Annotated in this window: 20 protein-coding genes, 1 tRNA gene and 2 pseudogenes; 13 read left to right on the top strand and 10 right to left on the bottom strand. The window is 38.0% G+C overall.

The window, feature by feature from the left end; all coding sequences use genetic code 11:
• Positions 1-65 precede the first annotated feature (65 nt).
• The 6 genes and pseudogenes from I6L31_RS04530 to I6L31_RS18540 all read left to right on the top strand — a co-directional run.
• Positions 66-3,014 (top strand): hypothetical protein, encoded by a 2,949-nt coding sequence (locus tag I6L31_RS04530; protein WP_005004830.1) that lies wholly within the window; start codon positions 66-68, stop codon positions 3,012-3,014.
• Positions 3,015-3,137: 123 nt separating this feature from the next.
• Positions 3,138-3,377, top strand: coding sequence for a helix-turn-helix transcriptional regulator (locus I6L31_RS04525; protein ID WP_005004829.1), 240 nt, complete (start codon positions 3,138-3,140; stop codon positions 3,375-3,377).
• A 23-nt stretch (positions 3,378-3,400) separates the two neighbouring features.
• Positions 3,401-4,843, top strand: a pseudogene (locus I6L31_RS04520) (hypothetical protein); the annotation flags it as partial.
• A 4-nt stretch (positions 4,844-4,847) separates the two neighbouring features.
• Positions 4,848-5,381 (top strand): prepilin-type N-terminal cleavage/methylation domain-containing protein, encoded by a 534-nt coding sequence (locus I6L31_RS04515; protein ID WP_004988651.1) that lies wholly within the window; start codon positions 4,848-4,850, stop codon positions 5,379-5,381.
• The gene (locus tag I6L31_RS04510) at positions 5,375-5,830 is read left to right on the top strand and encodes a type IV pilin protein (RefSeq protein WP_004988647.1); all 456 of its coding nucleotides are present in this window, start codon (positions 5,375-5,377) and stop codon (positions 5,828-5,830) included. Before I6L31_RS04515 ends, I6L31_RS04510 begins: the two co-directional genes overlap by 7 nt.
• Positions 5,831-6,222: 392 nt before the next feature.
• Positions 6,223-6,354: pseudogene (locus I6L31_RS18540) on the top strand (IS3 family transposase); the annotation flags it as partial.
• 211 nt (positions 6,355-6,565) lie between these two features.
• Here I6L31_RS18540 and I6L31_RS04505 read toward each other — a convergent pair.
• The 3 genes from I6L31_RS04505 to lipA all read right to left on the bottom strand — a co-directional run bounded on the left by I6L31_RS04505 (position 6,566) and on the right by lipA (position 9,929).
• Positions 6,566-6,642 (bottom strand) — tRNA-Val (locus I6L31_RS04505).
• Positions 6,643-6,660: 18 nt separating this feature from the next.
• Entirely contained in the window at positions 6,661-8,664 is a 2,004-nt protein-coding gene (locus I6L31_RS04500) for a transglutaminase family protein (protein WP_005004823.1), read from the bottom strand.
• A gap of 251 nt (positions 8,665-8,915) precedes the next feature.
• Positions 8,916-9,929: a lipoyl synthase gene (lipA, locus tag I6L31_RS04495; RefSeq protein WP_005004821.1), complete on the bottom strand. Its 1,014-nt coding sequence runs from the start codon at positions 9,927-9,929 to the stop codon at positions 8,916-8,918.
• A gap of 199 nt (positions 9,930-10,128) precedes the next feature.
• Between lipA and sthA the strand changes: the two genes are divergently transcribed.
• Positions 10,129-11,544: a Si-specific NAD(P)(+) transhydrogenase gene (sthA, locus tag I6L31_RS04490; RefSeq protein WP_005004819.1), complete on the top strand. Its 1,416-nt coding sequence runs from the start codon at positions 10,129-10,131 to the stop codon at positions 11,542-11,544.
• 149 nt (positions 11,545-11,693) lie between these two features.
• On the opposite strand, the gene I6L31_RS04485 is transcribed toward sthA, so the two are convergent.
• From I6L31_RS04485 to map, 5 genes are all read right to left on the bottom strand, one after another.
• On the bottom strand, positions 11,694-12,650 hold the full coding sequence (locus I6L31_RS04485) for a TauD/TfdA dioxygenase family protein (protein WP_004988635.1): 957 nt from the start codon (positions 12,648-12,650) through the stop codon (positions 11,694-11,696).
• Between the two features lie 159 nt (positions 12,651-12,809).
• Positions 12,810-12,941, bottom strand: a complete 132-nt coding sequence (locus I6L31_RS18435; protein ID WP_004996870.1) for a hypothetical protein — start codon at positions 12,939-12,941, stop codon at positions 12,810-12,812.
• Entirely contained in the window at positions 12,934-14,148 is a 1,215-nt protein-coding gene (locus I6L31_RS04480) for an MFS transporter (RefSeq protein ID WP_005004816.1), read from the bottom strand. Before I6L31_RS04480 ends, I6L31_RS18435 begins: the two co-directional genes overlap by 8 nt.
• A 133-nt stretch (positions 14,149-14,281) precedes the next feature.
• Positions 14,282-15,334, bottom strand: coding sequence for an OmpW/AlkL family protein (locus tag I6L31_RS04475; RefSeq protein WP_005004815.1), 1,053 nt, complete (start codon positions 15,332-15,334; stop codon positions 14,282-14,284).
• A 213-nt stretch (positions 15,335-15,547) separates the two neighbouring features.
• Positions 15,548-16,375, bottom strand: a complete 828-nt coding sequence (map, locus tag I6L31_RS04470) for a type I methionyl aminopeptidase (RefSeq protein ID WP_005004812.1) — start codon at positions 16,373-16,375, stop codon at positions 15,548-15,550.
• A gap of 209 nt (positions 16,376-16,584) precedes the next feature.
• Between map and rpsB the strand changes: the two genes are divergently transcribed.
• From rpsB to I6L31_RS04440, 6 genes are all read left to right on the top strand, one after another.
• Positions 16,585-17,334 (top strand): 30S ribosomal protein S2, encoded by a 750-nt coding sequence (rpsB, locus tag I6L31_RS04465; protein ID WP_004988625.1) that lies wholly within the window; start codon positions 16,585-16,587, stop codon positions 17,332-17,334.
• Between the two features lie 137 nt (positions 17,335-17,471).
• Positions 17,472-18,347: a translation elongation factor Ts gene (gene tsf, locus I6L31_RS04460; protein ID WP_005004811.1), complete on the top strand. Its 876-nt coding sequence runs from the start codon at positions 17,472-17,474 to the stop codon at positions 18,345-18,347.
• A 78-nt stretch (positions 18,348-18,425) separates the two neighbouring features.
• On the top strand, positions 18,426-18,932 hold the full coding sequence (locus tag I6L31_RS04455) for a DUF3465 domain-containing protein (RefSeq protein ID WP_005004809.1): 507 nt from the start codon (positions 18,426-18,428) through the stop codon (positions 18,930-18,932).
• Positions 18,933-19,063: 131 nt separating this feature from the next.
• Positions 19,064-19,912 (top strand): helix-turn-helix transcriptional regulator, encoded by an 849-nt coding sequence (locus I6L31_RS04450; RefSeq protein WP_005004805.1) that lies wholly within the window; start codon positions 19,064-19,066, stop codon positions 19,910-19,912.
• A gap of 83 nt (positions 19,913-19,995) precedes the next feature.
• Positions 19,996-20,700: an AzlC family ABC transporter permease gene (locus I6L31_RS04445; protein WP_005004804.1), complete on the top strand. Its 705-nt coding sequence runs from the start codon at positions 19,996-19,998 to the stop codon at positions 20,698-20,700.
• The gene (locus I6L31_RS04440) at positions 20,697-21,017 is read left to right on the top strand and encodes an AzlD domain-containing protein (RefSeq protein WP_005004801.1); all 321 of its coding nucleotides are present in this window, start codon (positions 20,697-20,699) and stop codon (positions 21,015-21,017) included. Before I6L31_RS04445 ends, I6L31_RS04440 begins: the two co-directional genes overlap by 4 nt.
• A gap of 37 nt (positions 21,018-21,054) precedes the next feature.
• On the opposite strand, the gene I6L31_RS04435 is transcribed toward I6L31_RS04440, so the two are convergent.
• Both I6L31_RS04435 and I6L31_RS04430 read right to left on the bottom strand, forming a co-directional pair.
• Positions 21,055-21,507 carry an Mpo1 family 2-hydroxy fatty acid dioxygenase gene (locus I6L31_RS04435; RefSeq protein ID WP_005004798.1) on the bottom strand — a complete coding sequence of 151 codons (453 nt, stop codon included), beginning with the start codon at positions 21,505-21,507 and terminating at the stop codon, positions 21,055-21,057.
• Positions 21,508-21,947: 440 nt separating this feature from the next.
• Entirely contained in the window at positions 21,948-22,559 is a 612-nt protein-coding gene (locus I6L31_RS04430) for a septal ring lytic transglycosylase RlpA family protein (protein WP_004988609.1), read from the bottom strand.
• Positions 22,560-22,812: the final 253 nt, after the last annotated feature.

The following is a 22,812-nucleotide window of genomic DNA, read 5'->3' as shown; positions in this document are numbered from 1 at the left end:
AAAATACGATGTTCAACATATATAGTGAACCTCAACGAATAATTTATTTTTCTGAGAACTTAAAAATGCATCATGATCAGCAAGAATTAGCAAAGCAAAGAAGACATGATAAGCAAGTTAAAAGGGATGCTGAGATAAAAGATAGAAGGCAAAAACAACGTGAAATTGATGATGAAGAAAAATATAGGCTATGGCAAAACAAAATAAAAACAATGAGGCGTCTTGGCGAGAATGTAATTAAAGATGAAGATCTTTTTAAATTACTAAAAAAAATATACAACAATAAATATGATTATGTAAAAGCTAATGTAGATTACGTAAGGGGAGGAATATTTAATGAAACAATATCCGTGATTGTAAATCTTGAACAGAAACTATTATCAATTCATAAAAAGGCTTATCCGACAAAAGAAGAGTTTTTACTGGCAAAACAAAATAATGATCAAAGGACCTTAGATAAAATTTTGAAGTTTTATTGGTCTATGCGTGTTGATCTTGAGTTGTTGCGTTGCGGTTTGGGTACTCATCAGTTCAGCCAAAATATTAGAGTTTATATTCTTTCTTTACAAAAATCTAAATATGGAAGGCCTTTATTGATTGAAGCGGATGAATGGAATATTGATACATTTCCAGCAGATGATATTTTTAAGTTTATCGATGAGTTGATAATTTTTACTTCGAATATCGCATTGAAACAACGTCAGCGAGAAGAGAAGGAGAAGCAAGAAGAAAATGAAGCAAGTCATAAAGCGTTGGGTGGTGTTAGTGGACAGTATGAAGAAAAATCATTATTTGAATTACAAAATCAATTTTCACTTAATGAAATAGCTTGCGAAGCTGGAGTACAGTTAGATCCAGAAAGAGGCTTAACTCTCTCTTTTCTAGAAAGATTTGCTAGAGAAAAGGAAAATTTTAGAGAAAATCTATTAAAGTATAAAAAGTTACAAGTCCTATTTCTTGAGATCACATTGCAACCACAGGAATGTATAGCAGAGAAAAGACGTATTCTTTTATTGGAGAATCGGTTTAAATTAACGGGTTGTTGTAATGCCATTTTAGCTTCGTATGACTTATTAACCAGTTACTCTACACTTGAGCTTGGAGTAAATTTCTGTATTATTTTGAAAGTTGTATTGATTTTTAGAGAAAAGCGAAATTTAAATTTTGATGTCCTCAAATTGTCTATAAAAAATAACTTTATAAAACAAATGAATGATACACATGAGGGTAAGGAACAGGATTTCAAGATCGCAATTCGAGATATGGGAGAGCTAATAAAATATTTGGATGATCGATATTCTGACGTAATTTTGTATCGATCAACGGCTGCTAGAAACGCATTTGAATATTGGCTTCTTGGGTATTTCTATCGAGCTGACTATTTTCTAAAACCAGAGCTAGGGTATATTGGTGATACGCTATTTATAGATAATCATATAGACAATATTTTTTTGTATTCATCTAAGCTTGTGCCTGATGAGAAAAAAGCACTAAAACAAAAACAAAATTCAACTGTCCAGCAAGATGAATTCTTTTCGCAACTTGATTTTAGTAAACAGCAAAAACACATCTGGAGAATAACTGACCTTCCAAAGCATGTAGAAGAGGAGCTAAGGCTCATCACATTCATGTATTCCCAAAAATATATACAACGGGATGATCAAGCGAAACTGAGACTATTAACGTCAATTGAACATTTTATGCGCTTGTTACAGTACAAGTCTGATTCAACTTGTATTGGATTGCATCCAAATACTTCTGCGCTTGAAGTTTCAAAAAATCCATTAAAAAAATTATCTAAGCAAGCTAAACAATATTTAACTATCTTTAATTCGATGCCACAAGAATCAAGATATTTAAATGAGATGCTTATATCACCTGAGATTGGTTGGCGTGTAAAGTTTTTTGTGACTATTTTTAAAAAAAATAATGATGAAATTCGATTAAATATAAAAGGTGTACATGAACTAGAGCGCCGATTAAAGCGGTTTAAGGATTTGACACAAGATACGGTCGACCAACAGACCATTCCTGAATTATTTAAAATGGAAAAATTAGCAGCTATCCTGCTTCGAAGGAACCGGCAAGAGGCTTTAGGTTATTTAAAGAAGTCATTGGTTGAAGATGTGTTTGCCTTCCGTTTGCAGCTTTCATACGATCAAGCTGAGGATAAGAGTAGTGATTTAACTTTTGCTGAAGAAAAAATTGCCTTTAATGAGTTATTAACTCATTTTTTAAAAGATTTAAAACGAACTAAAAAAAATAGTAATGCTGTACTTCTTGCCTTCATTGGAACGCGTTTGCTTAAAGCAAAACGTTTGTCTGCCGATATCACGTTCTTTTTTAGTGCTAAAGAGTTATCAGACTATGATGATGAAGAAAACAAAACGCGCATCAACGAAACGATTGAAAAGGTACAATCTTATTGGAAAGAATACATAAAAAATAAGCAGATAAATAGAAAACAGACTAGTCAACAGTCTGAAGGTGAAAATGTTGAAAACATTGCTGAGCAAAATAAGGTCAGTCAACATGCCCCTGAGATGTATGATTTAAGCAATTTTGTTTTTCAGGCGATATCTAAATATGTAACTATTTCAAAAGAAAAGCAGTTCTCTACTATTTTAAAATTATACGAAGATAAGACGTTAAAACAATTACAATCATCAATTGTAGATTTCTATGTTGCTCATGCTTTGTTGTGTACATGGGAAACCCCATTGCCAGCAGAGACGATTACACAAGGTACAGAAACGAATAAACAGGATATAAAAGATTCTAATAAAGACAACTCTAATGAAGAAAAGGGTAAGAATGGACGCCCTAGAAGAATTGATCAATTTATTAAAGGACATGTGATTTCAGCTAAAAAGCAAAAAGATAAAAACAACAAGCAGAATAAAAAATCAATACCGGTGAAGAGACCTACTCAAGTTAAATACATTAAGTTCTGGTTTGAGATAAAACCGGATACTCTGGGTCAATTCGTATGGAGTGTTCGGCAGCAAAGGTAATAGAACATAAGCTTATTTTATGTTCTAAAAATGATTGAAAATTAGACTGAAATTATAAATTTACGGAATTCCCAAATTATTCGAGCGAAATCAGCTCAATTTAATCATTGAGGAGAATTCCAAATGAATAGTGCAAATCATGCATTTGTAGGTCAAACTTTTACCATGCATCAGATCATCGGCCTGAAACAAGTTGTGAATTTTACGGGAATAGGTAAAGCCACGATTTATAATATGATGAATCCTAAAAGTAAATATTACGATGAGGCTTTTCCGAAACAGGTCAAACTGACAACAGGTCGGGTAGGATGGCTCGCTTTTGAGATTCATCAGTGGATAGAAAGCAAGATGAAAAATCGGTAATTTAATGGGGACTTTGGTCCCCTCCAAAGGGTAAATCATTCCCAGAAATTAAAAATATGGGACAAAGTTGGTCCAAACCAAAATTAGATTATGTGAATTGGAAAGGTAAACGCAAATTAGTCATGTTGGTCAGCGGTGGCTACGATGCTGGCGGAGAAAATGGTGATGGCTTATGGACGCATGGCAAGCGTACTGGTTTTGCAGGTTATGAATATTTTAATTTTCGACAAGGACAAGCGGAATCTGACTGTAAGCCGGAAGGTGAATCGGAAGACATCACCTGTAGTACTAAAAACATAGGTTCTGGCGTTTATATGTTCGATGCGGACAATGGCGATTTGCTATGGTTTGCAGATAGTAGACCTTCTACTGGAATAACCCAGGATGTAATTCATTTACAAAGCAAAGACTTAAGCTATAGTACAGTCACTGATATCAAAACAGTCGATCGTAATAATGATGGAATTATCGATCATCTCTATTTGGGTGATTTAGCGGGTCAGGCGTTTCGAATAGATCTAAAAAATAATGGTCTTAAATCAACATATGATACTCAGATTACTAAAATTTTAGACTTACATAAGTCTAACGGAACAAGCCCAAGATTTTATATGTCTCCAGTATTTACTGCACATCGAAGTGGAGGTAAAGCTGAAGGTGGAGATATTGTCACTGTCACATTTATATCTGGCAATAAAAGCTCGCCACTTCTTGCAACGAGCGATTCTTTAGAGTCGACGGGTCAAGAGAACTCTAATAATCTTGAGTATGATGCAGTTTATGCGATTTATGATTACGACATTTATCCTAATGGTTATTATTATCCCGATCATACTAAAAGTTTGGGGGCTAGAACTTTATCATCCCAAGCTTCAGATACGATGAGTATTACCAAGTTAAAACTAATCGAGAACACTGCAAAAAGTAATGCAACGATTACGGGGGCTCAAGTTGGTAAATTTACCCAAGAAAAAGGCACAGATAATAAGTTGATTACTTCGGTAGATAAAAAAACGGGATGGGGAGGATGGTATTATCCATTCAAAAAAACATACTTAAAAGCAAGCGCTAATCCTGCGGTGATTAAAGGTTTGACGCCCTTAATCGCAATGCAAAATAGCTTATATGTCACCATGTATGACGCTGCCCTTGCAGGTACAACATCGGGTTGTGGTGCGGGAGTGAAGGGACAAAGTTTTACGAAGAGATTATGTCTGCCAACAGGTGTCTGCCCAGAGGATGCTGACTATACTTACAATCTTGGTTCTGGAATTGTTAGTGTCACCGTTGGGCCAGATGGTAAGGGTGGAAGGGTGATTATAGTACCTGAGCCAAATCCTGATTCAAATATGACTAAGCCTTGTGAGGGGGCAGGCTGTAAAGAAGGAGAAGATTTAGTTCCTGCTGGAGGAGCAATCAGATTTATTCCAAATCGATGGTATGAACGTTATGCAAAAACGAGTTGATATCATGAAAAAAGAAACTGGGAAAATACGCTCTCACCACGGCTATGGTTTTACTTTAATTGAGCTGATGGTAACAGTTGCAATTGTCGCGATTTTTGCTGCAATTGCATTCCCAAGTTATCAAGCTTATACAAGAAAAGCTTATGCTGCACAGACTCAACAGGAAATTGAAAAACTGGCTGAGCAATTAGAACGACACAAAGCCCGTAACTTTAATTATAAAGGCTTTGATGCAAGTTTTTTGTATAAAGATGCAAGTGGTGTTTTAATTTCAAATTTTAATAACAATAAACAAGAGCTTAGTCTTCCAGTGGATGGCTCTTCTACGAAATACATACTTTCTATTGTAGATCAAACGGAGGGGAATCCTCTGTTGATTAACTCAACATCTTTGGGGCAGGGCTGGGCAATTAAGGCATTAAGCACTGATGATAAGAATGATAGTTTTTTAAAAACTAGCAACGGTATTCAATGTAAAAATAAAACCAAAGCAAATATCACTTTTTCGGGATGTGGTGTGGGGAGCGAGATATGGTAGCACATCATCAATTTTCAATAGATCGCGGGTTTACTTTAATCGAGCTCATGGTGGTGGTCGCTATAGTGGCCATCTTAGTGTCGATAGCTTATCCAAATTATCAAAAGTATGCACAACGTACTAAAAGAACAGATGCGCAGGCGGAAATGTTAAATATAGCTAAAAGCATGATGCAATATAAAAACAGCAATTCATCTTTTGCAGGAGCAACGGTTGCTAACGTATATGGCGGAACTGTCACACCTCAACAAGGGACTGCTTTATATCGTTTAACATTTAATCCTAGTCCTGCTATTGCAACTGGATGGACATTAGTCGCTACGCCAATAGAGAATACGTCGCAGGATGGTGATGGAATCATTTGTCTCAATGATCAAGGTCAAAAATATTGGACCAAAGGTGCGACTACTTGTGTTCTTTCAGCGATCTCTACGTGGGACGGTCGCTAAGATAATTTGTGGACAGTAAAATGGCTGCGCTTAACAAAATTTGAATAAAATGGTCATTTAAAATTCGTAAAAAGTGTAGGGTTGAAAAGATTATCGCCGTATTCGGGACGCGTTTAAGCTTTTTACTGCATGAGTGCTGCGGTTTTACGATCGTATGTACTCGGCTTGGCTTTTCACAAATGACCCTAGATTAAACGTTCAATCTTTTATAGAAGCTTCTAATTATATAAAGAAAGGAGTAACAATATTACAGATTTTAAGTAATAATGAAAAAATGCAAAAAGAGATTTTTATTGATTAGTCGTTATTAATATAAGATCAACAGGTAATCCTCATGTAAAATAATTGAATTCAAAAGTAGGAAATCGCATAATCCTGTTAAAGAATTTTTTTTGAAAATATCTAAATATTCAGACAGCTTAAACATAAGTATTTTAAAGTAAGCTGAATCAGGAACACTTGCTCCTAACTTATGCCGTGAACTTGGCATGAGTTCTACTATAAAGTTCAATTGGATGAGCAAAATGAGACTATTGCCGGCTTGCCACATGAAGCTTACCAATGGAAATAGGACTTGAGGCTTTCAGCAATTATAGAGGCGTTAAAAAATATAAGTGAAGTCTAATCAAACAACTCTAAAGCAGTTAGAGTATGATTTCGTCAATTCCAAATACCACCAATAAAAAAAGCCCACTTTATAGGTGGACTTTAATCTACTGATAAATCAGTATATCTTGGTAGGCATATCCAGACTCGAACTGGAGACCTCTACGATGTCAACGTAGCGCTCTAACCAACTGAGCTATACGCCTAAGTGTGAGCAATCATATTCAGTTTTCAGCAGGATGACAAGTTTTTTCTGCACGCTTTAATTCAGATGAACAGTCTTTAAGCAATTGCTTGAATTTTATATGGTCTTCAGGTGTAGATTGCCCAGAAAAGGTCAGTTTTTCATATGTTTTTATAATTTCATCAAAAGACTCTTGTTGTTGAACATTTTGCGCTAATCTAAACATCCAGCGTTTAAAGGTTTCACTAGTGCGTCTTTTGAGAGATTGTGGTAACTTTTTCTGAAACTTTAAAATGTCACGCTCAATTCTAGACCTTTGCTTTATGTTTCTAAACCAAAGCCACACGGCAAACAGCGCAACCAAAACGATAATAGTTATTATCATAATCAGTGCATAAGTATAGATAGAAAAAATACCTAATTTCGATAAAAAACTTTTCTGACGATCGACATCATAACCGACAACTTTACTTTGCCATTGATAGCCTAAGTAATCACTCCAAACCCTTAAGTTTTTAACAAAGTTAAAATTCTGTTGCTTCCAAAAATGATTTGTTTGCTCACCCCAAATATGATCATTTTGTTGTAGGTATTGTTGCATGCCTTCATCTACACGCTGAGGCGCAATGGCAGCTGTTGGATCGACACGTTGCCAGATTCCATCGATATAAACTTCGCTCCACGCATGAGCATCCAGCTGTCGAACTTCCCAACTTTGACCATCAGGTGCCATTTGCCCTCCTTGATAGCCAATGACAACTCGAGCGGGAAGACCTGCATAACGCATCAGCAATACAAAGCTTGAAGCGTAATGTTCACAAAATCCTTTTTTTGTTTCAAATAAGAATTGATCCGTTCGATTTCCACTTAAAATTCCAGGTGATAGGGTATAAACGAAGTTTTGTTGTCGATACCACTGTAAAACATTCTTGATATAAAGTTCAGATTGCGCATGACTTTGTTGCCATAGCTGTTTTGCCAATATTTGAGTGTTGGGTTGGAGTGGAAAATTAAGCTGTTGTGTATGTTGAAGGTTAGTTTCAGCATTTTGATATTTAAGATCTTTTGAACCTATCCAACTCAGATGAATAGGCTGATTGCTTTGAACCATTCGACGTGCTTTTATGCTGCCATCCGCATACATTTGATAAGTTGACTCAGCAGGGACAGAGTGTTCCAGTGACATGATCCATGTTTGTTGAGGATCAGCTGACAAATATTGATAATCTATGGCTTTTAAGCGTTCATTATCATAATGAACAGGTGTTTGATTGATCGCGTTATTTGTCCAAACTGCACCGTCGTAGTCATCCAGTACCATCGCTCTCCAATACATATCCTGCCGTTGTGGAAGTTGCTTGAGATCACCAAGAATCCGAAAAGCCAATGCCGAAGATTGTGATAATTGAGCAATATCCCCTGGAGACATACGATCACTCATTCCTGTGACAGCTTGACCAGATGCTATAGGAACTCGCCAAAGTGGGGGGAGGCGCGGGAAGAAAATAAAAAGCACAATAAAAAAAGGAATTGCGATGGTTAAAAATTTTGTCACAAGTTTTAAATCGTTTTTTATGGATATTTTTTTATTGTGTTGCGATAAAAATTTTGTGGTCTGAATTCGATATAAACCAATAAAACAAAAAATTAAGCAAAAAAGTACTGCACATGTCATTACAAAAGACTGACTATGTAAAAATAAACTTGCGCTAACAAATAATCCAAAGTTAAAGGAAATTAATAAATCTCTAATATTTTTACTTTCCAAACACTTTGCAAATAAACAAGTACTAAGTAACGCGACGCCTGCCTCTACACCCCAAAAACTTTTAAATTTTATATAAATCGCAGCAAGACAGCATAAGACAAATACAGCAGTAATCCATTTTGAAACGGGTACAATTTTACCTTGTGAATAACGCCAAATCATGGTGACAAGCATGACGCCCCATACACTGAGCAAAGTGAAGGGCATATAAACCAATTGCGTGGTAAAAATCAGTACCAATAATGGGATCAGACAAAAATAAACAACAGAGGTCATGATGTCAGCTTTTGAAATATAGAATGAAACAGCATCTTTAATGATCTCTTGTACTGTGTTTTTACTATACCATTTCAAATTTATATTTAAACAATAAGATCAATGATGCTGGCTCGCTCTTTTAATCCATCACTTTGCAATCGCATCGTCTTATGCCAAAAGTCGTTATCAATCCATCATCCTTTTAAAATTTCAGAGATGAAAAAAAGACCTCTCATTTATGAAAGGTCTTTATCTATTAGATTAAATGGTTAAGCTTCGATCGCTTGAACTGCAATCTTTTTGGCAGGATCCACTTTACGACGTACAGCAGGAACAGGCTCACCATAATACTGACGGTCTGCAAAATAGCTCGAACGTACCATCGGTGCCGACCAAATATTTCTAAAGCCGAGTTTGCGACCATGCTCTGCATAGCGTTCAAATTCTTCTGGTGTTACGAAACGATCAATTGGTGCGTGTTGTTTAGAAGGCTGTAAATATTGACCAATGGTGACATAGTCGACATCATGTGCGCGTAGATCATTCAATAAAGAAATCACTTCTTCTTCAGTTTCACCAATACCTACCATCAAGCCACATTTAGTTGGAATGTCAGGACAATATTCCTTAAACATTTTGAGCAAGTTTAAAGAGTGCTGATAATCTGAACCCGGGCGCATGGCTTTATAAAGACGTGGTACCGTTTCAATATTGTGGTTAAACACATCGGGTGGGCATTCGGTCATGATACGTAGCGCAATGTCCATACGCCCACGAAAATCAGGAACTAAAATTTCTAATAAGGTATTTGGACTTAAAGCACGTGCTTCTTTAATACAATCCACAAAATGCTGAGCGCCACCATCGCGTAGATCATCACGGTCAACAGAGGTAATCACCGCATATTTTAGTTTTAAGTTCGCAATCGTTTCCGCCATGTGACGCGGTTCGTCTGCATCCAATGCATTCGGACGGCCATGTGCTACATCACAAAATGGACAGCGACGAGTACAAATATCGCCCATAATCATAAAAGTGGCAGTACCACCACCAAAGCATTCTGGTAGATTTGGACAAGCAGCTTCTTCACAAACGGTATGTAATTTCTGCGAACGAAGCGTGGTTTTGATACGTTGCACCTCTTCAGGCGCGGTCATTTTTACGCGGATCCAGTCAGGCTTACGCGGGACTTCAACCGTAGGGACAACTTTTACAGGAATTCGGGCAACTTTTTCTGCGCCACGTAGCTTTACACCCTGTTCTGGTTTACGGTTTTCAGACATAGTCAACTGTTCCACTGTGATTCGAGAGGATTTCATTTGACTATTATAACGGACTTAGCGGTAAATTGGGCAAATTCACTATTCATTTAAAAAATGTCGTTATGCAAAGATATTGGCTTGAGAAATACATTATTGCACAGCATATTAGCTATAGTTTGTTATAAAATAGCAGCATAATTAGATTGCACAGGAGCTTTAAATGCCACGTAAGAAAGAGGTCATTAGTGGGAATTTCGTTAGATATGATGCGGTAGTTCTCGGTTCAGGACCTGCGGGCGAAGGCGCGGCAATGAAGCTTGCAAAAGCGGGTAAGCGAGTTGCAATTGTGGATATTCGAGAGCAACTGGGTGGCAACTGTACCCATGTTGGTACGATTCCAAGTAAAGCACTTCGTCAAACTGTTTCTAGTATTATTCGTTATCAACGTGATCCAATGTTTCAAAAAGTCGGTGAATGGAAAAAGTTCACCATGAAACAGGTGTTAAGTAATGCACATCGCGTGATTCAACAACAAGTTGCGACTCATACACGATTCTACGATCGCAATAATATCGATGTATTTCATGGGCGCGCGTATATTCAGGATAAAAATACAGTCATCGTTTTTAATCCTGAAGGGGTCAAGGAAACGATCGTATTTGATCAATTAGTCATCGCAACGGGTAGCCGCCCATACCAGCCACAAGGTTTAGATTTTAAACATCCACGTGTGTTTGATTCGGATAAAATTCTGGATCTGGATTTCACTATTCAAAAAATCATTATTTATGGTGCGGGGGTGATTGGCTGTGAATACGCTTCTATTTTTATTGGTTTAAATCACAAAGTCGATTTAATTAATACGCAACAAAAACTACTAAGTTATCTAGATGATGAAATTGCAGATGCATTGTCTTATCACTTGCGTGAACAAGGTGTATTAATTCGCCATAATGAACAAATTGATCATTTGGAAACTCATGATGATTATGTGGTTCTGCATTTACAAAGTGGCAAGAAAATCAAAGCTGATGCAATTCTCTGGTGTAATGGGCGTTCAGGCAACACAGATGGTTTGGGGCTTGAAAACGTGGGTGTGACTCCGAACAGTCGCGGTCAGCTCGCAGTCAATGAAAAATATCAGACTGAAGCTGAAAATATTTATGCAGCGGGTGATGTTGTCGGCTGGCCTTCGCTAGCTTCTGCGGCGTATGACCAAGGTCGTTGTGCGGGTGCCAATATGAGTGGCGAGGAAAATGTAAAACCTGTAACCGATATTCCGACCGGGATTTACACCATTCCAGAAATTTCATGTTTTGGTAAAACTGAGCAACAGTTGACTGAAGAAAAAATTCCTTATGAAGTTGGTCAGTCATCGTTCCGTCATTTGGCACGTGCGCAAATCACGGGTGATACGGTGGGCGAGCTTAAAATTTTATTCCATCGCGATACTTTGGAAATTTTGGGTATTCACTGTTTTGGCAATAATGCTTCTGAAATTATTCACATCGGGCAGGCCATCATGCAAAGTCCAAATAATTCGATGAAGTATTTTATGGAAACTACATTTAACTATCCAACGATGGCAGAAGCCTATCGTGTGGCTGCGTTGAATGGTTTAAATCGACTGTTCTAAGATCGAATATTTAGAAAATATTGGTCTGGATAAAATTAAGCCCGTCATTTGACGGGCTTTTTTGCGATGACCTCTGATTATTTTTGTTTTGTTTTTCTTTTTATTAAAACAGACAAATTTGATCGTTTTATGACAATTTAGATTTTTTATTAAAAGGGGCGACTGCCTGCCAAGCTAATTCTTTTTAACAAACGTCTTTGATCGGCTGGAAAGGGTTCTCTGGCATGCAACGTCACTTGATTGTCCCAAAAGACAATATCTCCAGTTTCCCATTGATGTTGATAGCGAAACTCAGGTTTTTCTAGATGTTGACGTAATTCTGCAATTAATTTTGCACCTGCCTGATCATCATAATTGACCAATTCAACTTCACTTTTGCTATTCAGCCATAATGCTTTACGTCCAGTCTCTGGATGGGTGCGTACCAATGGGTGAGGATACGCATGTCCTAAAATGGGTTGATCCTTGAAACGATACAAAGGACTATTGCTATAATTACCTGAGCCTTTATTGCTTTGCGCACGAACAAAAGGATTATAAGTAATCAGTTGTAATTGATCGACATGAGCTTGGGTTGCTTTATCCAAAGCATCATAAGCAGCAATGGTATTGAACCATGAAGTTTTTCCACCATCTTGAGGTAGTTCAATTGCATACAGTAAAGAGCCAAACGAGGGAAGTGGTGTCCACTGATGATCGGCATGTGGAGCAAGTTCGCCGTGACCAGTATAATCACCCTGACCAACTGCATTGGAAACTGGAACAACATCGGGTGGAACACCTGTTTCTAAGTCATAGCCTAGCACTGGGTTATCTTTACTCGGGCGGAAAATTGAACCAAAGTAACTAGCAAAAGCCAAAAATTGTAAATCATCTAAACGTTGATTTTTAAAAATAAGAATTAAATGTTCGGCCAATGCGCGTTTAAGTTTAAAAATAGTTTCACCAGATTGAGCCTTGCTTGCATCAAGTCCTGTCACTACTGCGCCCAACGCTTGGTCTTTCTGAGCCACAATTTGGATTTCATCTGTATGTTGAAAATATTCTGGCTGATGCCAACGTGGTGCATCATGAATGGCTTGTGAGAGTTGCGTTAGGCTGCTCATCTAATATCGCTCTAATTATTTGGGAATTATCCAAGCATAGAAAAGACCCGCAACATATTAAAATGAGAAAAAAAGCAAAGCTTATGATGGATTATTTTTTTTGATCTATCCATTTGTTTTATATATTTTTAAGTGTTTGTGATAAACAAATATCCGATTTTAATGAGGACAAAATGCCTGATTGAAATAATGAAAAAGTTCAGGTGTTTTTGACCACATATAAATTGCCATCACCAAAGCAGTCAGTACAAAGAAAGCGACCAGATATTTAAGTGAATTTAGACTAATCATCAATCACACTCTCCTCAGTGACAAAGAAGTGTACGCATACACCCACTATACTCAATGCAATTGAAATCATCCAGATTGCATTGTAGTTTCCTGTCATATCGTGATTGAGTCCGCCCAGATAGCCACCAAAAAATGAACCGACCTGATGCGTGAAAAATACAATACCACTCAGCATAGATAAGTATTGAACACCAAACATATTGGCAACAATACCATTGGTTAAGGGTACGGTGGATAACCAGAGTAGCCCCATTACAATACCAAAAGCATAAACGGTGATATTGGAAAGCGGAATTAACAGAAATGCGATAATCGCGATGCCGCGTAAGCCATACAGAAGCATTAATAATTTAGGCTTTGAATAACGATCGCCGAGCCAGCCAGCGCCATAAGTTCCAAAAATATTAAAAAGTCCAACCAAAGCTAAAAAGACAGTTCCTGTTGTGGCATCGAACCCATGATCAATCAAATAACCCGGTAAATGTACACCTAAAAATACGACTTGAAAGCCACAGACTAAAAATCCTAACGCTAACCACCAAAAGGGTCTATGATTTTTGGCAAGCGTTAAAATTTCTTTAAATGTTTTACTGGGTTGAATGGCACTAAAGCTAGGCGCTCGATAAGCAGGGGCATTAAGTGTCAATGCGAGCGGTATAATCAATGCAATTAGAATGGCACTAATAATTAAAGTTGCTGACCAGCCAAAATGTTGTAATAACAAAAGCGTGGTTGGAAGCATAATGAATTGACCGAAAGAGCCTGCGGCACTGGCAATTCCCATCGCCATACTGCGTTTTTCTGGAGCGGCTGCTCGTCCAACGGCAGAAAGAAGAACAGAAAAAGAGGTTGCGGAGAGCGCCATTCCTAAAATCAGTCCTAAGCTGAGATTGAGAAATAATCCAGTCGAACTAAAAGCCATCAATAATAAGCCAAGCATATAAAGAACCCCGCCACAAGCAACGACTTTCTTGCTGCCGTATTTGTCTGCCAAAGCCCCAGTAAAAGGTTGAACTACACCCCAAATTAAATTTTGCATGGCGATGGCGAGGCTAAAGACTTGGTGACTCCAGCCGAACTGGTGACTCATGGGAACTAAATACAAGCCAAAAGAATGTCGTACACCCAATGACAATGCCAAAATACATGCACTTCCAATGAGCATATAAATCATGGTCTTAGAAAATGTAGTATTTGGATTAGACATATTTATCGACGAAGAAATAATAGTTTGGCGCTATTGTAGATCACGAATCTACAAAATTCGATACAGCCTCTCTATTATTTGAAAGTTACACTAATAAAAAAAGCAGCCTAAGCTGCTTTAATCGTAAAATAGATTAAAAACGATAACCTACACCAACATAAGTAATGATGGGGTCAATATCGATTTTGGTTTTAGCATTGATCAACTCTTTACCTGTATTATTGTCAGTGACGCTAATTTTGGCTTCATTATTCATTTTTGAATAAGACACTGAACCCGCAGCAAACCAATTTTCATTAAAATCATAGGTTGCTCCTAAAGTTGCAATTGGTGCAAAAGTATCGGTAGTTTTGACTTTTACTCGTGGATCGGCAGAGGATGTCTTACCATCTAATGCTGCACCAGCTTGTCCATCGTGAATATTTTGAATCATGTGACCTGCGGCAACCAAATCTGATTCAATCCCTGAGTTCAGTTTTACATCATTAAAATAGGCATACATCACCCCAACACCTACATAGGGACGGAATTTATTTACACCAGATTTACCAAATTGGTAATGTAATTCTGCGGCAGGTAACCAAGCGCGTACTGAGGCTGCCTTACCACCCTGAGTTAAATCAGTGATGTGAATGTCTTTTTTAAGATCTATTGAACCCAATGGAGTATCCGCTGATCCTGACAAGGGTGCATAAATATCGCCTTTACCTTTTATATCCACTTTGGGTGGAATACCTGCTTTAACCTCAAGAGAGACATGATCGGTAAAATGGTAATTCAACATCATGCCGACAGTATCAACATCATCTGCTTCGAGACCAGTTCCATCCGCCTGCCAATTAGACAATCCATTAATAGTTGATGTTCCAGATAAACCGCTCGGTAAAGTTTCTAAAGGCAGAAGTTGCAGAGCACCATAAAGTACAGGATTTGAATCTTTTACCGCAGCATCAAGTACAGCATCTTTTGAAACCTCTCCGACTTTTGCGGTAGTTCCTTCAGCAATACTGGTATTCACATTGACATTATTGGCTTTTCCTTGTGGCATGGCATGTAACCAACCAATTGAGGCGGAAAAACGCTTAAAGCCATCGCCATCCTTAAAACTAAAATAAGGTGAATCGGCATAAGATAAAGTGGGTAGTACAATAAGACTCGTCGCTATTCCTAGCAAAGACTTTTTCATGAGGGGACTCCATGTCCAATTTACGTTTGTAGATAATTTTTATGCGCCCACCATAACGCTTTTTTATTTTTTACAATGTTCAAAAAAAATTAATAAATGTAATGAAAATGAAATACTAGGTATGTTTTTTGAAAATATGCATAATAAATACTGTAAAAATACACAAAAAAGGCCACAAAATGTAGCCTTTATGAAGAAAAGATGAGGATTCAACTATTTTTGAAAACGTGATAAGTCTTCTTCTGGACGTGCAGTTAAAACTTCAAGACCATTTTCAGTCAGCAAAATGGTATGTTCGTATTGTGCAGATAATTTATGATCTTTAGTGACCACCGTCCATTTATCGCCTAAAAGTTTCGTCTGCCAGACACCCGCATTGACCATAGGCTCAATGGTAAATGTCATACCTGCTTCAAGTTGCATCCCCGTACCTTTTTGACCATAGTGCAAGACTTGTGGTTCATCATGAAAGACAGTTCCAATGCCATGTCCACAATATTCACGTACGACGCTAAAACGTTCTGATTCCACATATTTTTGAATCGCATAGCCAATATCACCAATATAAGAACCTGCTTTTACAGTCTCCATACCGCGATACATAGCTTCCTGAGCCACTTTACATAGGCGATTTGCCAGAATAGAAGTTTCACCACCGACCACATACATCATGTTGGTATCACCGTGATAACCATCTTTAATCACCGTGACATCAATATTTAAAATATCGCCATGTTTTAACACTTTGTTTTCAGAAGGAATGCCGTGACAAACCACATGGTTGACCGAGGTGCAAATGACATGCTGAAACGCTGGACGACCAGGCGCTGCTCCATAACCCAAACATGCCGGAATGGCCTGTTGAACATTGACGATATAATCATGACAAATGGTGTCGAGTTCAAGCGTGGTTACACCCGGGACAATATGCGGCTTAATCATGTCCAACACTTCAGCCGCCAGCTTGCCTGCGATGCGCATTTTTTCAATTTCATCAGGAGTTTTAATTAATCGGCGAGGGGCTGTATAAGTACTATTCATGATCTCTAAAAACTTTTGGTAATTTGTAGGTGTCTATGGTATAAATAGCCGCCCATTTTATCAAATGCTTTTCGTGAATATCCTTTACGAACAAATTTGATGGACTGGAAAAATCCGCACATATGTCGTCACGTTACTCTGGGTGCCTTTTATAAAGGTGGAGAATGCTGGACATATGGAGGCCTAACCCAACTTTAAGGTAAAGAAAAATGGCAGAATACAACGTAAGCATGCGTGACCTTCTTCAAGCAGGCGCGCACTTTGGTCACCAAACTCGTTTCTGGAACCCAAAAATGCGTCAATACATTTTTGGCGCGCGTAACAAAATTCACATCATCAACCTTGAGCATACTGTTCCTGCGTTAAATGATGCTTTGAACTTCGCTAACCAGTTAGCAAGCAAAAAGAACAAAGTTTTGTTCGTTGGTACAAAACGTGCTGCTTCAAACATCATCCGTGAACAAGCTCAACGCGCTGGTCAACCCTATGTAGATCACCGTTGGTTAGGTGGTATGTTGACGAACTGGAAAACACTTCGCCAATCTATCAACCGTTTAAAAGACCTTCAAACTCAATCTCAAGACGGTACTTTCGCTAAGCTGACTAAGCGTGAAGCGTTAGAGCGTACTCGTGAGATGGATAAACTTGAGCGTTCTTTAGGCGGTGTGAAGAACATGGGTGGTTTACCTGACGCATTATTTGTAATTGACGTTGACCACGAAGCAATTGCAATTAAAGAAGCTAAAAACTTAGGTATTCCTGTTATCGGTATCGTTGATACAAACTCAAACCCAGACAATGTTGATTACATTATTCCTGGTAATGACGATGCGATCCGTGCAGTAACTTTGTATGCTTCAGCAATGGCTGATGCAATTCTTGCTGGTAAAGAATACGCTCAAACTCAAGCAAATGCACAAGCAAAAGGCGAAGAAGCGAAAGAAGCTCCTGAGGCTTAATGCGTTTTGACGCAAGCTTGTCATTTTTGCGACATGTAATGGTGGCAAATTAAAGCGTCGAAAAGCAAACGGCCCAGGTTTTACTTAGGGCCGTTTTTGTTGAACAGATTTATTTTCTACCGATTTAGGAGAACAACATGACTGCAATTACTGCAAGCATGGTAAAAGAATTACGTGACCGTACTGGTCTTGCAATGATGGAATGCAAAAAAGCATTAACAGAAGCGAACGGTGACATTGAGCTTGCGATTGATAACCTTCGTAAATCTGGTCAAGCAAAAGCTGCTAAAAAAGCGGGTAACATTGCAGCTGATGGCGCGATCACGATCGTTCAGGAAGGTAACAAAGCAGTATTGCTTGAAGTAAACTGCCAAACTGACTTCGTTGCAAAAGACGAAAACTTCGCAAATTTCTCTAATGCCGTTGCTCAAGCAGTTTTGGCTTCAGGTGAAACTGATCCTGCTAAAATTGCAGAATTAAAATTAGCTGATGGCCAAACTGTTGAAGAAGCTCGTATTGCGCTTGTTCAAAAAATTGGTGAAAACATTCAAGTTCGCCGTGCCAAAATCGTCACTGGTGATGCACTTGCAGTATACAAACACGGTCTTCGTATCGGTGTTGTGGTTTCTTATGCGGGTGATGCTGAAACTGGTAAAGGTATTGCAATGCACGTTGCTGCGTTCAATCCAGTTGCAGTAAATGCTGAAGCGGTTTCTGCTGACCTTATCGCGAAAGAGAAAGAAATTGCTGAAGCAAAAGCAATTGAATCTGGTAAGCCTGCAAATATCGTTGAAAAAATGGTATCTGGTTCAGTTGAAAAATATTTGAACGAAGTTGCACTTGATCGTCAAATGTATGTTATCGACAATGACAAGAAAGTTGCTGATGTATTAAAAGCATCTGGTACTAATGTTGTTGAGTTTGTACGTTTCGAAGTGGGTGAAGGGATTGAGAAAAAAGCAGAAATGAGCTTCGCTGAAGAAGTTGCTGCTGCTCAAGCCGCTGCAAAATAATTTTATTTTGCCAAGAAAAGCCCCGTTTGGGGCTTTTTTTATATTTAGATGATGCATAACAAGTAGATGAGAACAACAATGAGCAAGAAACAAAACTATTTAATGATCGCTATCATTGCATTTATAGCGGGTTATTATGCGTATTCCTTTATAAAGCCAAATTCACGATTAAATAATGACACTACCCACCATGAAATGCAAAATCAAGTGGTGCTGGGTCAGAATCAAGATAACCAAACTCAAGCACAACAAGGTTTACAAGCTATTTCAGATGCTTTTGCACAGCATCGAAGTCATATTCAGGTGCAGACTAGCGGTAAAGTTAAAGCAGTTCTGGCTGATGATCATGAGGGTTCTCGTCATCAAAAATTTATACTGAGTTTAGCGAATGGTTTAACGGTTTTAGTTGCGCATAATATTGACCTTGCGCCTCGCATTGAGCATTTAAAAAAAGGCGATACGGTTGAGTTTAATGGTGAATATGAATACAACCCAAAGGGTGGAATCGTTCACTGGACGCATCGTGATCCTCGTGGTACCCATGAAAATGGTTGGTTAAAGCATAATGGACAAACTTATCAATAAGTGTTTAATGTTTGGGAATAGTAAAATATCGAGTAAATCAAATCGCAGTGATTTGTGATTTACAGCAATTTTATTCTAGACAGTTTGTCTGTACATGCTAAGGTTGCTTGTAGATCAGAATGAGGCAAAATATGCAGCAAGAACAAGCCAACTATTTACATGTTCGTGAATTAGGTGGCTTAGAATTACTAAAAGCACATTATCATCAGACACAATTTTCCAAACATGTGCATGAAGGCTATTGTATTGGCGTAATTGAAGATGGCGCACAGTCTTTTTTTAGGACGGGTGAGCTGCATATCGCGCCCAAAGGCGATATTATTTTAGTCAATGCCGATGAAATTCATACAGGCTCATCCGCTGTGGAGTCGGGTTGGCGTTATCGTGCGATTTATCCAACCCCTGAAATGTTGAGTGAAATTGGCAGAGATGTTTTTGTAGATCGGCACGGAGCGCCGTGGTTTCCGCAAGCTGTAATACGCGATGAAGGGCTGGCCCAGCAATTGTGTTTACTTTTTGATTTGCTTGAGCAAAAAGAGAATGTTTTGCTGAAAGAAAGTATGTATTTGTCTACTTTAACTTACCTTATGTCGCGTCATGGACAATATCAGCGTAACTTGGTCAATGTACCAGAAGCTCAGAGAAAAATATTAATGATTAAGGAGTTATTGGCGAGTACTCCTGAAAATCATTATAGTTTAACTGAATTGGCGAATTTGGCAGGTCTGAGTGCGTGGCATTTCTTACGCCAATTTAAAAAATACGTAGGATTGCCACCGCATGGTTGGTTGGTACAAGTACGATTGCATAAAGCAAGACAAATGCTTAAAAAGGAACATTCAATTGCGGCTGTTGCAACGCTATGTGGCTTTTCTGACCAAAGTCATTTTAATCGACATTTTAAAAAGGCGATGGGTGTAACACCTGCTCAATATATCGCCAATCTAAGATACTCAAACTCAGTTAATCTCACTGAATAGCAATTTTATACAAGGCAACAACTTTAAAATCGTCCATAATTTGTATTTATTCACCTTCAAATCAAAATTTGGATGAGTATTCAATGTCTTTACCTGATTCTTCATCATTTAGGACGCGTCCTTTTTTTCAGGGCGTCATGGCAATTATGCCACTTTCCATAGCAGTTATTCCGTGGGGGATTCTGGCAGGTTCGATGGCTGTCAATGCAGGTTTGTCTTTTGCTAAAGCCTTTGCGATGTCTTCGTTGGTTTTTGCTGGGGCGGCTCAGTTGGTGAGTTTAAGTTTGGTGATGGAGGGGGCATCAACACTGACTATTCTCATTACAATATTTTTTCTAACCTCTCAGCATTTTATTTATGCGTTGACCTTTAGAAATAACATTTCAGTGTTACCCGTTAAACAGCGACTTCCTCTTGGTTTTTTACTAACTGATGAATTATTTGCAGTGAGTCTGTCGCCAGAAAAACGTCATCCAGATTATATGTTAGGTGCGGGGTTATGTTTTTACCTGTTTTGGGTGGTGTTTAGTGTGGTTGGAATTTTGCTTGCACATATGGTTCCAAACTTGATGAATTATCATCTGGACTTTTCAATTGTGGCGATCTTTGTGGCAATGGTTATTCCATTAATTAAAAACTTCCGAGTTGTGACGGCGGTTTTGGTGACCTGTCTGAGTGGTTTTATTTTGCGAATGTATCAGGTAGAAGGTGCAATTTTGATTTCAGGTTTGCTGGGAATGGTGACTGCTGTTTATTTGGAGCGCTTTGCAGAGGAGAGCAAAGAATGACATGGCTCATGATCTGTGCGTTAGCTGCTATCGTATTTTTTAATCGTTATATCTTTTTATCGCCCAATATTCATATTCGACTACCAACCTTTATTGAACGAATGTTGAAATATTCAGCACCCTGTTTGTTGACTGCGATTTGTTTGCCAATCGTATTTTTTGAGGGTAATCAAATTAGGGCGCTTCCGACAAATGCTTATCTATATGCCGCTATTTTGTGTGTGGTATTGGCTTATTTTCGCATAAAAATTATCTATAATGTAATCATTAGCTTACTGTTCTTTTATGCGCTAAATTTTATGTTTCATACGCTATAAGCTTTAGGCGAAATCAGCCTAAAGCTTAAAGGCTAGTTTATGAATTGGATAAACCTAGCTGACGACTTTTCCAGTTTGGAAATACTTTTGCGAGATAAGCATCCATACACCAGACTGGTCCAATCAGTAAAAATTGTAAATCTTTGAAAAAAGATGGTTTTTTTCCTTCAACTTTATGGCCATAAAACTGACCCATCCAGGCAACGATAAATACACCGATATAGAATCCAACTCCTACAGGAAGGATGTAAATTAACCATGCCATGATTGCAATCAAGACCATCATTGCAATGGCCAGTACAAGATCAAGTCGAGCATAAAAAACTAGGGTAAGTACTAATAACAGTGCTGTGAGTAAAGCACTAAAATGGGCAATGATGCCAATAATCGAAAAAAGGATAGCGGGAACGCAGACCCAGTGAATGGCTTTGTTGGTTTTATTTTGATGACTATCGCTGTATTCATCAAACCATTCTGTGATGGTTTTCATGATGCACTCCCTGCATGTTAAAAACGGTTCTAAAATTGAATATAGACCAGAATTTTAAATGCGTCAAAAGTCATATTGAATGTACCAGTCATCTTGTCCAATTGAACGTTCAAAATCATGCAATTTTAAAGAAAAATACAACACAACGTAAAATTGCTCATAATATTTGGCGTATTAGCGCCTTTAAAACGCGTATAAACGTAATATTTGATAAAAACAATACTAGGGTAGCTTTTTTAAATTAAACGGCTCTAATCGCAAATGGTGAGCAAATAGAAAAATAAAATTAAATATAAAAATAATCTGTACAAAAAACGTCAGAATTAAGCGTTTGAGAGATGAAAAAAACAACGCTTGTCGAGATAATTTTCATCTTAGAAAATGAAAAAAAGAGCCACATGAAGCGGCTCTATAAAAGCAGTGAATAGGAGTGCTAAGGATTAAGAATTTGGACCATCAACACGTTCAATGCTGACTTTAGCAGTACCTGCACTGGTAATGCCAATACGTTTTGCTGCGCCATAAGATAAATCAAGCACACGATTACCATGGAAAGGACCACGATCGTTGACTTTCACAACAACGCTTTTACCATTGTCTTTATTGGTCACTCGAATGTAGCAGTTTAACGGCAAGCTACGATGGGCAGCTGTTAACTCATTCATATCGAATGTATCGCCACTGGCTGTTTTACGACCGTGAAACTGACGACCATACCAAGATGCAACACCTGTTTGCGTAAATTTACGAACAGTGTTTGATGCAACTGTATTTAATTTTTCAATCACTGAAGGCTCATCTTCAGGAACTTCAATTTTTGCCGCAATGGTTTGACGACGAATTTTGTCACCAGAACTTTCGGTGATTGAAAGACTATTCAAATTTGAAAAATGTGAATTGAAACTTTGAGACTGTTTGTTTAGCACACGTGCTGCAAGGCTTGAACTTTCAGTATCATTTGAAAGAGGGCTTGCTGGCATCATTTCAGCCTGTGACTGCGTAACTGCCAGTCCGACTGTGAGCGCTAAGGCATATTTTAGCGAAAACTGCATTACTTAAACTCCTACAGACACAAAGAACGCTTTTTAATTCAGGCGGATTCCTAAAAAAATAAAGCGAAAAGTGTCTAAATTATTCACTTTTGCAATTGCTTTATGGTGGAGGATAATATTCAGCGCTCAATCATGGTGTCTAGTCTTTGCTAGAAAAAAGTTACAAAAAGGACAAAAACTCACAAAAAATGGTTAATAAATAATCAATATTGTAACAAGATATTTAAAAAGCGTTTTTTGTGAGCGATTGCTC

The sequence above is a fragment of the Acinetobacter septicus genome (assembly GCF_019355975.1).
GTDB lineage: Bacteria > Pseudomonadota > Gammaproteobacteria > Pseudomonadales > Moraxellaceae > Acinetobacter > Acinetobacter ursingii.
Note: the sequence above shows the minus strand (reverse complement) of the source record. Positions and strands in the feature narration are given on the sequence as shown.

What these genes read in the sequence shown, in the direction of transcription:
- I6L31_RS04530 (WP_005004830.1), top strand. Translation starts at nt 66, where the DNA reads ATGCATCATGATCAGCAAGAATTAGCAAAGCAAAGAAGACATGATAAG.
- I6L31_RS04525 (WP_005004829.1), top strand. Translation starts at nt 3,138, where the DNA reads ATGAATAGTGCAAATCATGCATTTGTAGGTCAAACTTTTACCATGCAT.
- I6L31_RS04515 (WP_004988651.1), top strand. Translation starts at nt 4,848, where the DNA reads ATGAAAAAAGAAACTGGGAAAATACGCTCTCACCACGGCTATGGTTTT.
- I6L31_RS04510 (WP_004988647.1), top strand. Translation starts at nt 5,375, where the DNA reads ATGGTAGCACATCATCAATTTTCAATAGATCGCGGGTTTACTTTAATC.
- I6L31_RS04500 (WP_005004823.1), bottom strand. Translation starts at nt 8,664, where the DNA reads ATGACCTCTGTTGTTTATTTTTGTCTGATCCCATTATTGGTACTGATT.
- lipA (WP_005004821.1), bottom strand. Translation starts at nt 9,929, where the DNA reads ATGTCTGAAAACCGTAAACCAGAACAGGGTGTAAAGCTACGTGGCGCA.
- sthA (WP_005004819.1), top strand. Translation starts at nt 10,129, where the DNA reads ATGCCACGTAAGAAAGAGGTCATTAGTGGGAATTTCGTTAGATATGAT.
- I6L31_RS04485 (WP_004988635.1), bottom strand. Translation starts at nt 12,650, where the DNA reads ATGAGCAGCCTAACGCAACTCTCACAAGCCATTCATGATGCACCACGT.
- I6L31_RS18435 (WP_004996870.1), bottom strand. Translation starts at nt 12,941, where the DNA reads ATGATTAGTCTAAATTCACTTAAATATCTGGTCGCTTTCTTTGTACTG.
- I6L31_RS04480 (WP_005004816.1), bottom strand. Translation starts at nt 14,148, where the DNA reads ATGTCTAATCCAAATACTACATTTTCTAAGACCATGATTTATATGCTC.
- I6L31_RS04475 (WP_005004815.1), bottom strand. Translation starts at nt 15,334, where the DNA reads ATGAAAAAGTCTTTGCTAGGAATAGCGACGAGTCTTATTGTACTACCC.
- map (WP_005004812.1), bottom strand. Translation starts at nt 16,375, where the DNA reads ATGAATAGTACTTATACAGCCCCTCGCCGATTAATTAAAACTCCTGAT.
- rpsB (WP_004988625.1), top strand. Translation starts at nt 16,585, where the DNA reads ATGGCAGAATACAACGTAAGCATGCGTGACCTTCTTCAAGCAGGCGCG.
- tsf (WP_005004811.1), top strand. Translation starts at nt 17,472, where the DNA reads ATGACTGCAATTACTGCAAGCATGGTAAAAGAATTACGTGACCGTACT.
- I6L31_RS04455 (WP_005004809.1), top strand. Translation starts at nt 18,426, where the DNA reads ATGAGCAAGAAACAAAACTATTTAATGATCGCTATCATTGCATTTATA.
- I6L31_RS04450 (WP_005004805.1), top strand. Translation starts at nt 19,064, where the DNA reads ATGCAGCAAGAACAAGCCAACTATTTACATGTTCGTGAATTAGGTGGC.
- I6L31_RS04445 (WP_005004804.1), top strand. Translation starts at nt 19,996, where the DNA reads ATGTCTTTACCTGATTCTTCATCATTTAGGACGCGTCCTTTTTTTCAG.
- I6L31_RS04440 (WP_005004801.1), top strand. Translation starts at nt 20,697, where the DNA reads ATGACATGGCTCATGATCTGTGCGTTAGCTGCTATCGTATTTTTTAAT.
- I6L31_RS04435 (WP_005004798.1), bottom strand. Translation starts at nt 21,507, where the DNA reads ATGAAAACCATCACAGAATGGTTTGATGAATACAGCGATAGTCATCAA.
- I6L31_RS04430 (WP_004988609.1), bottom strand. Translation starts at nt 22,559, where the DNA reads ATGCAGTTTTCGCTAAAATATGCCTTAGCGCTCACAGTCGGACTGGCA.